The organism is Rhodobacteraceae bacterium M382 (assembly GCA_025141015.1).
In the GTDB taxonomy this organism is placed as follows: domain Bacteria; phylum Pseudomonadota; class Alphaproteobacteria; order Rhodobacterales; family Rhodobacteraceae; genus Aliisedimentitalea; species Aliisedimentitalea scapharcae.
In genome coordinates, this window is record CP081098.1 from 2030803 (window position 1) to 2047438 (window position 16636).

Genomic DNA, 16636 nt, shown 5'->3' on the forward strand with positions numbered 1-16636 from the left:
TCCTTTACTTCCAGCGTCCGATTACAAAGAGATCGACCGGGGGCGCGACGGTGTTTGCGCCGGTTTCGTCCCAGGAATGCACGGCGCAGCTGATCGATCCGGCCCCGTCGATCTTGGCGGCGATGATGCGCGGGGCGGTTGTGAACCGGCTGGTCGCGATCACGACGGGCGGGGTCAGCCCGACAAAGAAGGCCGCCGGGAACGTCCAGGTCGCCGCGCCGCCGCTGACCGTGGCAAAGTTGTTGAGCCAACAGATCTGGGTGCCATCGGCCAGGCGCACATAGCTGCCATTGGGGCCAGAGCCATAGGTGCCATCCATCCGGATCAGATCGGACCAGGTGCCCTGATGACAGACCCGAATGTAGAGACCGCGCGCGCCGGTGACTTCGCGTTCCAGAAACAGCTGAGTGGCGTTGCCGGTGGGGCCGTCTTCGGTGGTGTGGAGATAGGTGCCCCGCGACCCGGCGGGGGGCTTGGTGCCCGCCGTTTCCGGGCCATAGCGGTAAAACCCGGTGGCCTGGTCCACATCATTTGTGTCGGTGGACAGCGGCACCAGCCCGGTTTCCCCCAGGCCAAACCCGCCGTTGAGCAGAACCCGGCCGAGCGTGGCGTCCGTCTTGGTTTGTTGCACGGCGGTGCCGGTCAACAGGCCGGTGATATGCGCCCCGCCTGCCAGCAGTTTGAGGATGGCCGAGCCGTTGCGCTGGCCAATCAGATTGCCGCCGCCATCGCGCCAGAACCCGGTGCCCGGCGCGTCCTTGAAGCCAAGGCCGCTGTCGCCCGCCGCCCCATCGCCGAACAGCCCGGCCAGAGCACCGTCTTTGTACGTGTTCCAGTCGTTCATGGCGGCGGTCATCGCTTCGTAGGCGAGTTTGCCAAAGCCGCGCACCGGCAGGATCCGGTAACTCTGTCCGGCCTGGGTGGAGCCCAGATAGGGCGGATCAATGGTGATCTCGGTGTCGCTGACGACACCGGTGATCTCATAGGTGACGCCGCCCTCGAGCTGGAACGCCTCGCCGGGGAAGGCGTTGCCGTTAAAGGCAGTGCCCACACCGGCCACGGTGGCGGATCCGTTGGTGACGGTGACGGTGCCGGTCTTGTACCAGGTCATAGTTCAAACCCCTCTTGATTGGGCCTTAAAGGCCAGTTGAACGTTCGTGGATCGGTGATTGTGTCGGGCAGATCGCGCAGGCGCTGGCGATAGACGGCCCAGGCCGCGCGCAGGGCCTCGGGCTGGTCCAGCGTCTGGGTCCAGTCGCAGGCCGCCAGAAGGCGCGCCCGCTCGACGCGCAAGGCGGCCCAGGCGGCGTCAATGGCGGCCTCGCTCAGGGCGATCTTGCCGCGCGGGCGCAGCCGTCCCTTGACCAGTTTCATATCCAGCGGAGCCGGGGCGTCAGAGCGGATCGCGCTCCAACCCGGCCCGTAAACGGCCAGGACACTCTCGCGGGTGCCGGTGGCGGTGCCGGTGACCACGCCGTCAGGATCTGCGATGACAAAGCGGTGCAGTTTCATCGGTAGCTGACCCCCGCAATGATGCTGGCGGAATTGACCTGAACCCCGTTGCCGAAAGAGACAAAGAGGTCATAGGTCTCGGTGCCCGCAGGCTGGCTGGCCAGCAGGGCATGAAAGGTCACCAGCTCCTGGAACTGGGTGCCGCCGACCGAGGCAACCACGCCCGCGTCCGAGCGGCGGCGCAGCTCAAACGACCAGTGACTGTCCAGCATCGGATCGGCCAGCACCATGGCCACCGAGACATTGAAGGTGACGCGGGCCACATGCGCCGCCGGAACCGCGATCCCGGTGTAGGAGCGCCAGCCTGCCAGCGGCAACAGCACCTGATTGTGGTTCACATCCAGATCAAAGCTGACCGCGTTGCCACCGATTTTCAGGGTGTCGATAGAAGCCTCGCCGATGTTGGCGTTGGTGACGTAGAGATTGCCCAGAAACGCGGTGTCCGCCGCCACGTCCTGCAGGACGGCACTGTCGATCTGGGCCAGCCCGGTGATCTGCACATAATCCGCGTCGATCCGTGCCGTGACAGTCGGCCCGCCGGTGCCGTCCTGCACGCTCACCAGTTCCAACACCGATTGACCGTTCAACCGCCAGACATAGCCAGCCGAGATCCCGTCTTGGGTGGCGCGCACAAAGGCGGTGTCCTGGGCCATGGCCGACAGGCTGTTGTAGGAGCCGCTGATCTCGGTCGTGATGGCCGCAATCGCGCCAGCCCCGTCCACCTTGGTGCTTTCAACCGTAGAGATCCGGGCATGGGCATTGGCCAGACCATTGTTCGGGTTGTTGATCACCGTTTCGATGTCGGTGGAGCGCTGCGCCTGGGCCGTATCAGCATCAGCGCGGGCAATCTCTTCGTCGGCGATACGCGCCAGGGTGGCGGCAAGGCCCGTGGTGGCGTGATTGATCACCGCCTCGATGTTGGTGGATCGCTGCGCCTGGGCCGTATCAGCATCGGCGCGGGCAATCTCTTCGTCGGCGATTCGCGCCAGAGTGGCGGCAAGGCCCGTGGTGGCGTGATTGATCACCGCTTCGATGTCGGTGGAGCGCTGCGCCTGGGCCGTGTCGCCATCAGCGCGGGCAATCTCTTCGTCGGCGATACGTGCCAGGGTGGCGGCCAGGCCGGTGGTGGCGTGATTGATCACCGCCTCGATGTCGGTGGAGCGCTGCGCCTGCGCCGTGTCGCCATCGGCGCGGGCAATCTCTTCGTCGGCGATACGCGCCAGGGTGGCGGCAAGGCCGGTGGTGGCGTGATTGATCACCGCTTCGATGTCGGTGGATCGCTGCGCCTGCGCCGTGTCAGCATCAGCGCGGGCAATCTCTTCGTCGGCGATACGTGCCAGGGTGGCGGCAAGGCCGGTGGTGGCGTGATTGATCACTGCTTCGATGGCGTCGGATCGTTGCACCTGGGCAGTATCCGCCGTCGCGCGGGCCAGCGTTTCGCTCCTGATCGATGCGCGGGCAGTGTTCAGCTCAGCCGCCAAAACCGCTCGTTCCACCGCTTCGGCCAGACGGCCTTCCTCGACCATGGTTGCGGCCTGGCGCAGGGCGATGGCGAGACCGGCACGGGTGCGCTCGTTTGTGTCCCGGCGCTCCAGCCAGGCGGCAAAGTCCAGATCCAGCGCGTCAGCCTCACTGTGGCGCACCGTCGAGACCAGCAATTCGGAGCGCTTTGTCTGGGACTGGATCCCATTTTCGGTTTCCGTGACCCGAACCGTCACCTCATCCAGCGCCGCAGCCGTGCCCTGGTGATCCCCATCCAGCGTCTCCAGGTCGGCCTGCAACTGGTCACTGCGCTTGGCCTGCGCCTCGGTTTCGGAGGCGCGCACCAGGCGTTCTTCGCGCAGGGCTGCATCGGTGGTTGCCGTCGTAGCTTTCAGCTCCAGGGTCTCATCGGCCTGGGCTTCGAACTGCGCGTCCACATAGGCGCGCAGCGCGCGCCGCCCACCGGCTTCAACCTGGCGCAGGGCCTCGCCTTCATTGCGCCCCTGCAGGAAGCTGGCAAAGGCCTGGTCCAGATCGTCCAAATCGTCCCGCAGCAATTGCCGGGTGGCGCTGACCGTCAGGGCGATTTCCGGCGCGTCCATGCCGCTCAAAGTAACTTCGGCAGCGTTTAGGCGGGTCACCGCATCGTCCAGGGCCGTCTGTGTCGCGACCAGTTCCAGCGTCCCTTCGATGCTGTCGAGCCGCTCGGTCACATGCACCATCGACACGGTGTCACCATCGACAATCAGGGTCGAGGACAGGCTGTCGATCCGGGCTTTTTCCGCGTCCAGCGCCACTTCCAGATTGGACGTGCGGATCACCAGGCCGTTCACCAGCGGGTTCTGGGTCGGGGTCAGCAGCGCCTGGCCGACCACGTATTCGAGATCGGTGAACGTTGCCGCGAGGCTCACCTTGGAGGCCAGCGCATCAACCAGGATCTGCACATCCGATTGCGTGCGCTCCAAGTGCGCCACGGATTTGATCTCGACCTTGCCGCTGTCCGGATCGGTGTAGATCCCGGCATCAATCAGGCGCTGATCCAGACCATAGGCCTGCGATTGCAGCCCCATCAAATGGTCCCAGACGTCCAGCATATCGTTGCGGCTCTGGCGGATGCGCGGCACCTCAAAATCCAAGCGATCCATGGTCAGGCTCAGATCCGCCGAGATCGCGGCGACACCCTCAAACAGCGGCACCGGCGGCACCGGCCCGACAGGCGCAATGGCGGCAGGGCCAACCGTCGAGCCAATGCGCTGCATCAGATCAAACAGCGCGCCATTGGTGATCTCATCAAGCACCGCGTCGTGACGTTCAAAGGCGGCATCGGCCCGGGCATTGGCGGTCGCGATCTTGTCATTGATGACGTCAGCCAGATCCAATTCGCCCAGCTTGTGGCCAAAGGTTGTGACAGGTTCGAACCCGCTCCAGAGCGTGTCGCGGTTGGCGGCGATGGCACGGGCGCGCGCCAGATAATCGGTGTCGGGCAGACCATAGGGCAGGGCCAGCCAGCCCCGGCCAACCTCCTGGGTGGAGCCGGTGAACTCGGGTGCGACGGCACCGGGTTGCCAGATTTCCCAGGCCAGTCCGGAGCAGGTGGCGGCAATTTCGCCAGACCAGATCAAGCCAATCCCGACACGACGGTCGCGCCCGTCATTGTCGGTGATCGTGACGGGATAGGCGTCAAAGCCGGGAACCCCTCCGTCCACAATCGCCGTTGCGGTCAGCGGGCGTGGCGGGTCGGGCAGTTCCAGCGCGGCAACCGGGTCAAAGTCCTCGGGGTCGCGTTCGCGGGTGCTGAGAGAGACCAGCAGGCGGCGCAGATCATAGGCCACCTCGGCCACCTCAAAGGCCTTGCCGGAATAGCTGTTATAGGCGGAGGTCCAGAGCAGCGTCTGCAACGGGTGCAGGCCAAAATACTCGGGCGGCAGATGGAACTGGTGGCGGCGCAGGCGGCGCTGATCGGCGATTGCGGCGTCCGCCAATTGCCGGGCCTGTGCGCCGTTGAACACGGCGGGCAGGCGCAGCTCGAACAGGCGCTGGGTGCCGTCTTCGACCTCCCAGGCGGCGTTGGTCTGCGCCTCGAGCGTGGTGGCATTCCACAGGGCGTCGGGCGCGGTATGGCTGGGAACGATTGCGTTGTAGATCTGATCGGCGGTCGGGAAGGGATCAAAGTGACGGCGCTCACTGACCAGAACGTCGGCATCTGTAATATGGGCCACTGGTGCGTCATCGACCCCGACCTGAACAGTCCAAACCCCGCCCAGTTCGGCGATCTGGGCATTGGCGGCGTTCAGCAGTTCGGGGAACACCTGAGCGGGCTGTTCATCAAAGCGGAATTCGAACCCGGCCTCAAATTGCGCCCTGCCAAAGAACGGCGGCACATGATCACAGGCGTCCATGGCCGCCGCCCAATTGGCAACAGGCAGGTCTTCGGCTTCGCACGTCCCACCCCAAGTCCGACCATCGGGCAGGGCAATGCCGCGCATGCCATTATATAGGATCACCATCGGATTGCGGCTGCGCTCCCAGGTGGCGGGATCGCCCCAGCGATGGGAGCCGGTGCCGCCAACCGTGCTGTCCTTGCGCGGGTCATAAAGCGGAATGCCGATCAGCTCGAACCGCAGCGCGGGCACCCCGTCCTGGAACGCCGCCTGGGAATAATCATAGGTCAGAACCGCATAAGGAACCCCGGTGCCGATGTGATCCGTGGTCCAGGGGCGGTCGGGATCTGCGCCAAAGGCTGCGACCAGTTCGGCGTCCGCCGCCGTCTGGGTGCCGTCATAATAGCGCAGCCAGGCCCGGTCATAGCCATCGGCGGTGCGTTTGGACAGGATCGGGCGGCCATAGGTCTCGTGCACCTCGGCGTCGAAGTCGACCCATTCGCCGTCCATGGACAGGCGGCTCAGCGCAACGCCTGGAATGTCGCCGAGTTCGATCACCTCGACATAAAACCGCCGGTTGATGTCATAGGAACCGCGATAGACCAGATGGCCAGCGGTGGCATAAAGCCCCACGATGGTGCCCTGGGGATCGCGGCCACCATCGGTGGTGAACTTGGTTTGAATGCCGGTCGGGCGGTTCTTCTGCTTGCGCTTTTGCGAGAGCAGCGACAGGCCGACACTCAGAACGGTTCTGAGGCCAAAGCCAACCAACGCCTTGAGTGTAAATGCTGTTTTAAACGCCGTTCCAATGGCGGCAATCAACCCGGAGATCGGGTCAGCTGCGGCAACCGAGGGCAGGATCAGCAGCGCCAGGACGGCAAGGGCGAGAACGCGCATCATGGCCGGAACACCCGCACAGCGCGGCTTAGCGGCACAATGTCCAGGCCTTCGGGGGCCAGCACATGGATATGTGGCCCGCCGACAATGCCAAAATGCTCCTGGCCCTGATCAGAGAGGATGGCGATATCCCCAAGACGCAGGTCGGTGGCGGGCACCTCATAGAGATGGCTGGCGGCCAGATCACCCAGGGTGTCAAAGCCGGTTTCGCGCAACAGCTTGCGACCCTGGGCAAGGGATCTGTAGCCCCCGCGAAAGGCGGCACCAGGATGGTCGCCGGTGACAACAGCGACCCATCCGCCCGCCATCTGGGCGCAGTCGTGATCGCCGGGCTTGATGCGGCGATGCTTGAGGGCGTTCAGGTATCTCAGCAAAAGCAGGGGCAGGTGGCTCATCCGTTCTGCCCCCACGGAATGGAAACTTCGCCCGCGATATCGCTGTACTCGCGGAACCGATCATTGGGCGCGCGTTTCTGCAGTTCCTCATTGGAGCGCATCAGGGGCAGGGCCGTGGTCAGATCCCGCGCCGAGCTGACCACAACCACCTCCTGCACGGAATCGGAGTTCTTTGGCCCCAGATCCTCGGGCGCGGTGTCGAGATAGCCCTTGAGCATCCGGATCGGCGCGCCCAGCAGATTGCCACTGTTGATGTCAAAGGGTTGGGCGTGCAGTTCGACCTTGGCGCGGCGTGGCTCATAGCCCCGGATCAACTGGCGCACCTCATCGGCAAAAGGGGCCAGCTTGAAGCGGTGCTGGCGAATGGTGAAGCCGACCCCGGCGCTGATCAACGGCACGTCGATAAAGCTGCCCGACCCGAAATAGGTGCGGATCTCGCCCCCGATCAGGAATTCCTGATGATCATCGCCGGTCCAGAACCCGATACTTTCGGGCAGGTTGGTCTGGCGGTTGCGCGCGGTGACCCACAACAGCGCGTGACCCATGGTGCCGCGCCGTTCCAAAAACTGTGAGAGTTGTTCGGGGCTCAGAACCGGCATGGCTTACCTCAGCGTCTGGATAAAGGAGAAGGTGCCGCCCTCGGAGACTGTGGCGCGGCCCGCGCCATAATCGGCCTCGCGCAGAACCGCCTTCAGCACCGGGCGCTGGAGCGTGACGTCTGCGTCCAATGCCGCGCCGGGGCGCAGGAACGGCGTGACCTGGATCAGCGGCGTGGTGCCGACGCCATTGGCAACGGCACCGACCACGACCCGGTGATAGGCATAGCGGGACGGGTTGGCCCCATATCGAAAGCCCATCAGATCGCCGGTCGAGATCGTGTATCCGGCGGGCAGGCCCTTGAGCGCCAGTTCCTGATTGTTGGGATCCAGCGCAGCGATCCGCACGGTCGCGCCCCCCAGACCCACCGCGCCGGGATCCGCAAGCGGGCCGTTATGGCGGATGTCATGGATCAGCAGCGAGGCCCCGGGTTCTTCCAGCAGCGACAGCCGCGCCTCGATGGCGGCAATATGGCTGTGATACTCCTTGCCCAGGGTGATCTCGCCCTGCCACAGCCGGGAGCCGACGCCATGGGCGATCACCTCGCCGCCGCCGGTCTCGCTGAAGGAGACCGCGCGACCTGGGCGCATCTTGATCTTGGCAATGGGCACCATGTCAAAAAACTCGGCAACGGGAACCGGAAAACTCAGGGCCATGGGCTATCCTCTCACCAGGGGATCATCAGAGATGCGCTGCACCGCGCCCGGCAATTGCGTGCGCTCAAAATCGCGCACCACTTCGACGCTGACCTCTGCCGAGGTCTCGCGCATCCGGACCTCCAGCAGGGGCGAGGCCAACACTTCCAGACGCACGGTGGATTGCTGGGCGGCTCCGGATTGGGCGGTGCCGGCTGCGGTGACCGGCGTTGGCGGTGCCGGCACAAAGCTGGGTGCGCTGGGGATCATCTGGCCGGACGCGCCGACCAGTCCGCCATTCGCCAGCATCTGCGGGCGGGGTAAGGACAACATCTCCGGTGGCAGTCCGGCATTGATCGCTTCCAGCAAGGGGCGGTGCTGTCGGGTGGCCTGGGCATTGACCATGAACTCGCCAGGGCTGCCCAGGATCGGCACCTTGTCGGAGCGATCCCCGCCCGGACCCGTGACATAGCCACCATCGGCCAGCCCCAGCGCTCCGAGCGCCACGCCAATGATGCCGTCGCCGCCCATCCCGAACAGATCCGCCAGGGGACCTTCGCCAAAGAACACCGCTTCCAGGGCAGCGCGTTTGATGGCCTCGGCAATGCCGTCCCAACTGTCGGCATAAGCCCCGTTGATACCCAGCAGATCACTGATCCCGTCGCGGGCCAGATCCTTGAAGAAGTCCTGCATTTCGACCGCGCGTTCCGTGGCCTCTGTTTCTGCGACCCGCTCCCGGATCAGACCCTCAATGGCGCTGCGTTCGGCCTCGGTGGCCCCGATCAGCACTTCGCGGTGCCGGATCATCTCCTGCATCACCGGATCGGTCTCGCGCAGGATCTCCAGGCGTTCGCGTTCGCGCGCGATCAGCCGTTCAATGGCCTGACGTTCCCGGTCCAGCGCCTTGCCGCTGCCGCCTTTCCCGGTGCGGGACTTTGGCGGCGTATAGCCGGGGCGGTTTTCACGGGGGACCGGGCGATCCCGCAGGATCCGGCCAGCATCGTCACTTTCGCCGCGCGGATCAAAGAAATCGGGATTGTCGCCGGTAAGTGCATCCATGCGCGCGGCGCGGGCCGCGTCCAGGTTCTTGGCCAGCCGGTCGGCTTCATCCGCCGCCAAAGAGATATTGCCCGCCATATCAACCGAGGCAATGCCATTGGCCGCGTCCCAGGCGTCCATAAGGGCCTGCTTTTCGGCCTCGGCGATCCCCATCGCTTCGACCTTGGCCTCATATGCACGCCGCTCAGCCGACAGGCGCAGTTCGGCGACTTCGACGCTTTGCGCACCAAAGCTGTTGATCGCCTGTCGCAGGTCGCCCTGGTGCTGCAACTCGGCCAGCATGTCACGCGCCGCCTGGGCTTCGGCATTGGACAGGGCCAGCGTCTCGGCCCGCAGTTTGTGGGCGTTCTGCAGGTCTTTGAGTTCGCGGGCGCGGGCGTTCTTCAGGAACTCTTCGCCCTGGACACGGGTCTCGGAATAGCGTTGGCGGGCGGCGTTCTCCGGGGTTTTCTCAACCGCGTTGATCTCATAGAGCTTCTGCAGGATCTGTTCGAGCTGCAGCAGGCGCTCGGCTTCCGTGACGTTGATGTCGCCGGACAGTTCGGCCCCCCGGCGGTAGTTTGCCAACAGCGTTTCAACAGCGGCGATCTGGGCGTCGATGGGCAGGTCGGCGGCGTCTTCCAAAGCGCGGAAATCGTCGATGATTTCATCCAGGAGCCGTTTGACCGGGCGATGCGCCTTGCCGTTGAACCAGCGTGCCTCGAACAGCTCGCCCAATTCGTTGCGATCATCGATCTGGAAACTGTTCAGATCCAGATCGCTCTCATCGATGAGGGCTTCGACCGAGACCGGAATGGTGGCCTTGAGCTTCACCAGTTCAAGGTCCTTGATGCGTTGGAGTTGCGCGCGCGCGGCATCGGCTGCATCCCCAAACCTGTCACGCAGATCAGCGGTGTCGGTTTCCGCCGCCTCAGCCGCCTTGCGGTAGGTTTCGAGCTGGTCGGTCAGCTCGCCCAGAGCTTCTTCAAACGTCAGGGCTTCGCCGCTGGCGCTGGTCAGCCATTGGATCATCGCCGCACCCGCCGCAATGCCGCCAATGGTGATCAGATTGACCGGCGTCAAAAGTCTCAGAAACGCGGCTTTGAGGGAACTGACCGCACCGGCGGCCCCCATGTGGCCAATGACCTGGGTGATCTGGGTGCCTTGCTGAATGGCAAGCTGTAGCGGGTTCTGACCGGCGGCCAGCATGACACCGATGTCATTGAACTGGGCAGTCAGGTTGCCGACTTGACCGGCAGCAAGCCCATGCTGCACCCCCAACGACTGGGCTTTTTCCGCCGCCAGCTGTTCCTCGACGCTTAACCCGCCGACCTTGGTCTTGGCTTTGTCGGCGGCATTGCCCAGCTTTTCGGTGCTGGCACCCGCACCACTGGTTTTCTGATTGAGATTGGCGGCTGAGTTCTTGAGCTGATCCTGTTCGGAGCGCAGGCTTTTGAGTTCTGCCTTGGCAGAGGACCCATCCAGCCTCGCTTCGCCCTGAACAACAAATGCCATAGATCTTACCCGCTGTTGAGCGCCTGCCGCGCTGCATCTTCCATGATCCGGACGCCGTCCCAGAGGTCCGCGTCCACGTCGATCCCCGCCAGCGCCAGCCCGTCACGCGCGCCGCTGTAATCCAGTCCCAGCCACTGAACGCCGCCCTGGGGCAGGACAACGCTGCGCCATTGGGTGCAGACCTGCAGAAAGGCGGTGAGGGCGGGCAGGTTCATTGCCCAAAGGGCCGGGCCGCGCTGTCCTGGAAAGAACGCCTCGGGCAGATCCAGACCAAAAAAGGCGGCATCCTCGCGCGCCTCTTGGAAGCGATCCGAGCCGCCCAGGTCGCCGGTTGCCCAGGCGCGCCCGGCCCATCTCAGTTTCCCGCGCGGGCCTCGGTGATGCCCAGCGTGTAAGTCCGCAACAGACCACCGCGCACGTAAGGAAGCGCCAGCATGGTTTCCCGTGTCGCCTCGCTATAGGCCACCGGCTTGCCCTTTGCGTCGCACAGGTCATCAAAGGAAACGATCCGGGCGCGCAGGTGGTCCTTGACGCCTTCCAGCGAGGTCCAGTCGATGCCCTGATCGTCATCGGCGATGACCCGGAACGTGGCCAGAAAGGTCTGGGTTTCAAAGCTGTCCCCGCTGGGCACCCGGCAGTCTACGGTGCGGGTGAACTCGGGGGTTTGGTCGATATTGAACATGGGTGGCTCCGGATCAGGTCAAAGTAAGAGAAAAATCGTCATTGCCAGCGACGGGCAGGGGCACCATGCGCAGCGGCCATTCCTTGACGTTCTGGGCGTTGCTCAAGCCTTGCGGTCGCTGCATCTGGGCCTTGGGCACATCAATCGTCACGATCCGGCCAGGGGCGGTGCCATGCACCAGTTGCAAGGCGGTAGTCGATTGATCGAGCGCCCGCTGGAACGGATCGAATGTGGTCAGGGCCACCGCCTCGACCGTGGTTTCGATGCTGGGTGCGCGATCAGAGATCACGATCTCTTCCTTGCCGATCAGGAACCGGCCTTCGACCTGGTTGCCCAGATCCAGCATCAAAGAGCGCAGCACCAGCGATTGACCCGCGATGGTGAAGGTCGGGGTGTTGGCGGTGGCGGCAAGCTGGGGATCTTTCCACAGCGCCAGATCGACGCTGGGCTGTACCCCTTCGGCGGGTTTCACAAACAGCCCGCGCAAGGTGAACTTCAGCTTCGGAATGCCCTGGGCCTGAGCGTCGAGTTTGACGGTGCCACGCGCGCCAATGGTGGCATAAAGCGTGCCGCCGATATTGAGATAGATGGTGGCGCTTTCGGGATCTTCGGTGATCGGAGTATAGGCCACGGATGTTCCGGCGCTGATCACCTCGGCCATGGAACAGGACCGCACCAGCGGCCCCCAGGCGGGCGGCGTGCCAGCAGTGCCCGAGGCTGCCAGTTCGACGTCAAATGAGATTTCGACCTGCAATTCGGTCGGGATGGTGGCATCGGCCCCGAACCAGGGCAATTCCAGATCCCGGCTGACGTCCGCGCCTTCCATGGGTTTGATCGACACATTCTGCGCCAGCACCGCATTGGCCGCACCGGTGGGGTTGGCATCGACCCCATATGTGCCCTCCAGCTTGAACAGCAGGGTCTTTGAATTCCAACGCTTGATCATGTCTGGCCCTCCGCTTCAGGCTGTTTCGGTTCTGTCTGGGGGGCAGGCTGTTTCGGTTCGGCCTGTTTGGTGGCTTCCTTGCGGTCCAGCTTGCCGGAGCTTTTGCGCACGTAGCTGCCGCCCTTGGTGGGGAGTTCTTTCGTCATCGGGGGATCCTCAGTTGATCGTTGATGGACAGTTCGACCTGATAGATCACGTCGCCGCCGGTCATGCTGACAACGCCCGCGCGGCGCAGCTCAAAGACGCCCAGATCCAGACCGGCATTCCAGCCCACCAGGCAGTCGATGATCTGGCGCGACAAATCACGCAGATGGGCAATCGCCTTTTCCCCGGTGCGGTCGCGCGAGCGCGCAATCAGCAAAACACCAATGGTCTCGCGGATCTCCTGGCGAAACAGGCCGGTCATGGCATCCGCCTTGCCGCCGGTGATCCCCAGCGGCACCACGAAGGTGGTGGTGGTTTCGGGCATCTTGTTCTTGCGCAACAGATCCGACAGCGAGGCGACCGGATCGACGCGATTGCCAAGCCCGGGCACATCAGATTTCAGGCGATCTGCAACAGCCTCCAGCATCAGATGAACCCTTTCATCTTGGAGGCTTCCAGCGGGCGTTCGCGGTCGGTGACCTGGACGCCAGAGCCACCGCTGCCGGGCAATTCCTTGCCCGCGATGTCAAGCTTGATGGTGCCCTGGGCAATTTCTTTCAGACGCGCCAGGGCGTCCTTGTATTCCGCCGCAACCAGGTCGGGCGCATCAAAGCGGTGCAGCTTGTAAAAGGCGATGGATTTGGCCAGCCCGTTCACCAACGCGGGCGTTTCGGAAACGGGCAGGCGATAGCGACCCGCCAGATAACCGTTGATCAGCGCGGCGGCATCCCCCAGCGCCTGATCCACCACATCCGTGTCGATCACACCGGTGGCCACGTCGCCCCGGTCGGTCAGGCCAACCAGCTCGCCTTCACCAAAGGCGTCAATCAGATCCTGAAGGGTTGCATAAGCCATCGTTCAAGCCGTCTTAAAAAGGGGGTAAAAAGGGCGCGACCACTGGGGCCGCGCCAGGTGGGCAGATAGCCCGGGGAATTAGGTATCAGGGTCGATGTCGACCTCGGCCACTTTGCTCAGGCCCAACAGTTCCAGATACGTGTCGGTGTTGAGGCTGATAGGATCACCGGGGCCATAGTCGCGCCCATCATGTTTGACGCGCTCCAGGACGTCGGTGTCGATCAGATCATCTTCGCCGGTTTCGCCGCCGTTGTTGGTCTGGCCCTTGTCACCGGTGTCACCGGTGTCGCCGGTGCCGCCATTATCAGGCCCGGTTTGCGATTTCTGCGCCTTGGCTTCAGCTGCGTCGACGCGCTCCTGAAGTTTCTCATCGGAGATATTAGCGGCAAATTTGACCTCCAATTCCTTGGCGCGTGCTTCGAGTTGTTCACGGGTGTTCATGTGCCAGCCCTCAAATCACGTTCTGGATCAGATAGCCGACCTCGGGCGCGATGATCAGCTCTTTGACCCGTTCGCCCCGGCGGATGCGAAAGCCGCCTTCCAGGCCGATATCGGGATCTTCGATCCGCCCGGAAATGGCCTGGCCGTATTCGGCGGTAAAACCCCAGGTGACGCCATTGTCGGTGTCGGCCATCGGGTCGATGTGCAGCATGGCAATGTTATTGCCCCAGGCCTTTTGCATGTCGGCAGGCTGGCCCTTTTTGGCGGCGTTGAACATCGCGTCCCCGATCAGAACCCGCTGAATGCCTTCGTCGGCAAAGAGATCCACGAATTCCTTGGTGCTGATCATGCCCTTGTCGGTCAGATTGCCACGCACGGCATTGACCAGATGGGGATGGGACGAGGTCTTGGACCAGGTGGAACGGCTGAACACAACGGTGTTGGGGCGCAGAATGAAGGTCTTCTCCAGACCTTCCTTGATCACGTCAATCGGGTTCGAGTTGGTGTAATCAGAGAATTTGTCAGTACCCGCCAGGGCCACCTTCAGATCCGCGTCATAGTTGGTGGCATCCTGGACCATGTTGGCGACCCGGATTTCGCGCAGGTTCAAAATGGTTTCGCTCAGGACTTCGACGGCGCGGCCTTCGGGGTCATGCCGGGAAACGCCACGGGACCGGGCATTGGCGGCGGCCTCGATGTCGGAATAAGGGATCGGCGCATCGAGACCGTAGTCCTCGACCGCATCGGTCTTGCGCGTCCCGGTGAATTCCATCTGGGTCACGCGGCCCTTGCGGCCAACGCGGGCATCCGGGATCTGGAAAGCCTCGTCCTTGGGATAGACGGTGTAGCCGAATTTCTCGTCACCGACAGAGACGCGCGGCATCACCTGATCGGCAATGCGGGACGCGGCGGGGTTCTTGTAGCCGATCGCAATCGCTGTCAGCGCGGCGTCGGTCTCAAAGGGGCGGCGTGGTGCCATGTTTCAGATCCTTTCGGGATATCAGCCCTGGTGCAGCAGACCGGGGGCGGCAAAATACTGGATGATGTCGTCGGCCACGCCAGGCGCTTCGGCGTAGCCGATAATGCGCACGGTGGTGGCGGCGGACGCGGTGGCGGCAATGCCCTTGGCGTTGGCATCGGCAGTGATCGGGTCCCCGGCCTGAACCGGACCACCCAGGCGCACTTCGGAAACGCCACCGCGATGCACATCACACATGCCGCCCAGATCTGCGCCCATGCTGTCGGCGGTACCAATCAGCGCGTCGGTGGAAGACGTGGCCGGTGTGACGGTGGATGCATTGGCGGGATCGGCAAAGGCAACGATCAGATGCCCAGCAATGGCGGCGGCGGCCTCATAAGAGCGGGTAAATGTCGGGATCATGCCTTGCCCTCCTGCACGGCATGCACAGCTTCGGTGATCGAAACGGTGATCCCCTCATCTGCGCGCTGTTTCTGATAGGTGTTGGCCTTGGCGGCCAGCTCCTGCGAATTCAGGGATGTGGTGGTTTCCGGCGGATCGCTGGACAGCACCGAACCGCCCAGGCAGGGCATGGCGCGGATCTCCTTTTCGACCGCATCAGGTTCTTTCTGATGGCGGGTGACATAGTGATCGCGCATCGACTTGGGGATCACCCGGCCACGTTCGATTTCCCCATCAACGAAGGCCACAGCCTTGTCCTGGGCGCGCTCTGTCATGATGCCGTCGAGTTTGCCGTTCAGGCTGGCATTCTGGGTGGTCAGCTCTGTGACCTCGGCCTGCAAAGCCGTCACGACCTCTCCGTCGGTGCCCGTATTGCTGCTCGCTGCCTTCGCAGCCGCCAGAACGTCGCCGCCATCGCGCACGCCCAGGGCAATGCCGATCTCGCCGATCTGCGATTGCAGGGCGGTGACGTCGCCATCGCCCTGCAGCCCGGTGATCTTGGCCTGAATGTCATCGTCTGAGGCGTCCGAGCCAAGGCCCAGCCACCCCGCAACATCGGTGCGAAACGTCATGTCTGTATTCTCCTGATGTAGGGTGGTCAGCCCTTGAAGGTTCGGTGTGTTGACCAGGCTCGCCCGTGCGATTGCGATGATCGTCTTGGAGCCTTTCTTGGGATGATTGATCACCGGGGAGATCCCCCGGTAGGCGCGGGTTGCGACCAGATCGCGCCCGGCATCGGTCCATTCGACCTTGCCCCAGACACCGTCGTCGCGGGCTTGCAGCTCGGTGATCCAGCCGCGCGCTGGTGCTGGCAGCCCTTTGGGGGCGGCAAGATCGGTGGAATGGCACTCATCGATTGGGAGCCGTCCGCCGGAGTGCAAGCTGGCGGCGATCAGCGTTTTGGCATCGCCGACAATATAAGGGCCACGGCTGTCCCCAGTGTGAACCTGGCCGCCTTTTGAAGGCAGCAGATGGATCCATTCGGGCACGGCCTGAGTGTCGGCGGTGACGCTGAGATCTTGAGCGCAAAGCGCGAGTGTTGTGTCAATTCCAGTCATGCAGCGATCATCGCTGCTGGGCAAAAACGAAAACACCCACCGGGGCCGGTGGGTATTTGGGTCTGTTCAATCCCCAGACAGGGTGGCCGGGAATTCAGGCCCGGTCAATACGGATCAATCGCGCCCGTCGGCCAACCCGTCCAGCCATTCCAGAATTTCCGCCTCGACATTGATTTCATCCTCTTCGGAGAAGCCTATAAAGGGGCGGGCCGGGATATTGCCCCAGGGCAGGGGCAGACCACGCGCATTGGCTCCGAATGCGCCTTGGGCGGCTCCGAACTGCATCACGGCGGCCTGGATCGCATTGGAACCCCAGCTGACGCCCTGGGCGTCGGCCTCATAATGGATCTGCTGGCGCATCTCGCCGGATTGGTTCAGTGGCTTGCCGAAACTCAGACCCCGCTTTGCATAACGCGCCAGGGTCACTTCGGACCTGGGCGCATGGGCGGTGCCATCCGGAGCCAGCCCCTCCAGGATCCGATCCTGTGTTGAGGCGACCAGCAATTCGCCGAGATCCTGGTAAAGCTCGGTCGGATCTGCCAACCCGGCCTCGACCCGCCTCAGTGCCGGTGCATAGGTGTCCTGGTTGAAAATCAGCTCATACATGACTATATTCCTTTTGCCGGAGCGGCACACTC

The 16636-nt window shown here is 63.5% G+C and carries 18 protein-coding genes; all 18 read right to left on the reverse strand.

What is annotated here, in order from left to right; genetic code table 11:
* Nucleotides 1-4: 4 nt before the first annotated feature.
* The 18 genes from K3727_09420 to K3727_09505 all read right to left on the reverse strand — a co-directional run bounded on the left by K3727_09420 (nucleotide 5) and on the right by K3727_09505 (nucleotide 16604).
* Nucleotides 5-1111: a hypothetical protein gene (locus K3727_09420; protein ID UWQ92975.1), complete on the reverse strand. Its 1107-nt coding sequence runs from the start codon at nucleotides 1109-1111 to the stop codon at nucleotides 5-7.
* Nucleotides 1108-1512, reverse strand: a complete 405-nt coding sequence (locus K3727_09425; GenBank protein UWQ92976.1) for a phage tail assembly chaperone — start codon at nucleotides 1510-1512, stop codon at nucleotides 1108-1110. The genes K3727_09420 and K3727_09425 overlap by 4 nt, the downstream gene beginning before the upstream one ends.
* A complete protein-coding gene (locus tag K3727_09430) occupies nucleotides 1509-6275 on the reverse strand; it encodes a hypothetical protein (protein UWQ92977.1) in 4767 nt (1588 codons plus the stop codon). Before K3727_09430 ends, K3727_09425 begins: the two co-directional genes overlap by 4 nt.
* Complete coding sequence (locus K3727_09435) at nucleotides 6272-6667, reverse strand: hypothetical protein (GenBank protein UWQ92978.1); 396 nt, start codon at nucleotides 6665-6667, stop codon at nucleotides 6272-6274. The genes K3727_09430 and K3727_09435 overlap by 4 nt, the downstream gene beginning before the upstream one ends.
* A complete protein-coding gene (locus K3727_09440; protein UWQ92979.1) occupies nucleotides 6664-7266 on the reverse strand; it encodes a hypothetical protein in 603 nt (200 codons plus the stop codon). The genes K3727_09435 and K3727_09440 overlap by 4 nt, the downstream gene beginning before the upstream one ends.
* Before the next feature lie 3 nt (nucleotides 7267-7269).
* Nucleotides 7270-7920, reverse strand: a complete 651-nt coding sequence (locus K3727_09445) for a hypothetical protein (protein ID UWQ92980.1) — start codon at nucleotides 7918-7920, stop codon at nucleotides 7270-7272.
* Between the two features lie 3 nt (nucleotides 7921-7923).
* Entirely contained in the window at nucleotides 7924-10452 is a 2529-nt protein-coding gene (locus tag K3727_09450; GenBank protein ID UWQ92981.1) for a phage tail length tape measure family protein, read from the reverse strand.
* Between the two features lie 5 nt (nucleotides 10453-10457).
* Nucleotides 10458-10667 (reverse strand): DUF1799 domain-containing protein, encoded by a 210-nt coding sequence (locus K3727_09455; protein UWQ92982.1) that lies wholly within the window; start codon nucleotides 10665-10667, stop codon nucleotides 10458-10460.
* A gap of 140 nt (nucleotides 10668-10807) precedes the next feature.
* Nucleotides 10808-11134: a hypothetical protein gene (locus K3727_09460; protein UWQ92983.1), complete on the reverse strand. Its 327-nt coding sequence runs from the start codon at nucleotides 11132-11134 to the stop codon at nucleotides 10808-10810.
* 13 nt (nucleotides 11135-11147) lie between these two features.
* Nucleotides 11148-12080, reverse strand: a complete 933-nt coding sequence (locus K3727_09465) for a hypothetical protein (protein ID UWQ92984.1) — start codon at nucleotides 12078-12080, stop codon at nucleotides 11148-11150.
* The gene (locus tag K3727_09470; protein UWQ92985.1) at nucleotides 12077-12226 is read right to left on the reverse strand and encodes a hypothetical protein; all 150 of its coding nucleotides are present in this window, start codon (nucleotides 12224-12226) and stop codon (nucleotides 12077-12079) included. Before K3727_09470 ends, K3727_09465 begins: the two co-directional genes overlap by 4 nt.
* The gene (locus K3727_09475; protein UWQ92986.1) at nucleotides 12223-12651 is read right to left on the reverse strand and encodes a hypothetical protein; all 429 of its coding nucleotides are present in this window, start codon (nucleotides 12649-12651) and stop codon (nucleotides 12223-12225) included. The genes K3727_09470 and K3727_09475 overlap by 4 nt, the downstream gene beginning before the upstream one ends.
* Nucleotides 12651-13079 (reverse strand): DUF1320 domain-containing protein, encoded by a 429-nt coding sequence (locus K3727_09480; protein ID UWQ92987.1) that lies wholly within the window; start codon nucleotides 13077-13079, stop codon nucleotides 12651-12653. The genes K3727_09475 and K3727_09480 overlap by 1 nt, the downstream gene beginning before the upstream one ends.
* A gap of 78 nt (nucleotides 13080-13157) precedes the next feature.
* Nucleotides 13158-13520 (reverse strand): hypothetical protein, encoded by a 363-nt coding sequence (locus K3727_09485; protein ID UWQ92988.1) that lies wholly within the window; start codon nucleotides 13518-13520, stop codon nucleotides 13158-13160.
* Nucleotides 13521-13530: 10 nt separating this feature from the next.
* Complete coding sequence (locus K3727_09490) at nucleotides 13531-14499, reverse strand: capsid protein (protein UWQ92989.1); 969 nt, start codon at nucleotides 14497-14499, stop codon at nucleotides 13531-13533.
* 21 nt (nucleotides 14500-14520) lie between these two features.
* Nucleotides 14521-14901 carry a hypothetical protein gene (locus K3727_09495; protein UWQ92990.1) on the reverse strand — a complete coding sequence of 127 codons (381 nt, stop codon included), beginning with the start codon at nucleotides 14899-14901 and terminating at the stop codon, nucleotides 14521-14523.
* On the reverse strand, nucleotides 14898-15998 hold the full coding sequence (locus K3727_09500; protein ID UWQ92991.1) for a phage protease: 1101 nt from the start codon (nucleotides 15996-15998) through the stop codon (nucleotides 14898-14900). Before K3727_09500 ends, K3727_09495 begins: the two co-directional genes overlap by 4 nt.
* 114 nt (nucleotides 15999-16112) lie before the next feature.
* Entirely contained in the window at nucleotides 16113-16604 is a 492-nt protein-coding gene (locus tag K3727_09505) for a phage virion morphogenesis protein (GenBank protein UWQ92992.1), read from the reverse strand.
* Nucleotides 16605-16636 lie beyond the last annotated feature (32 nt).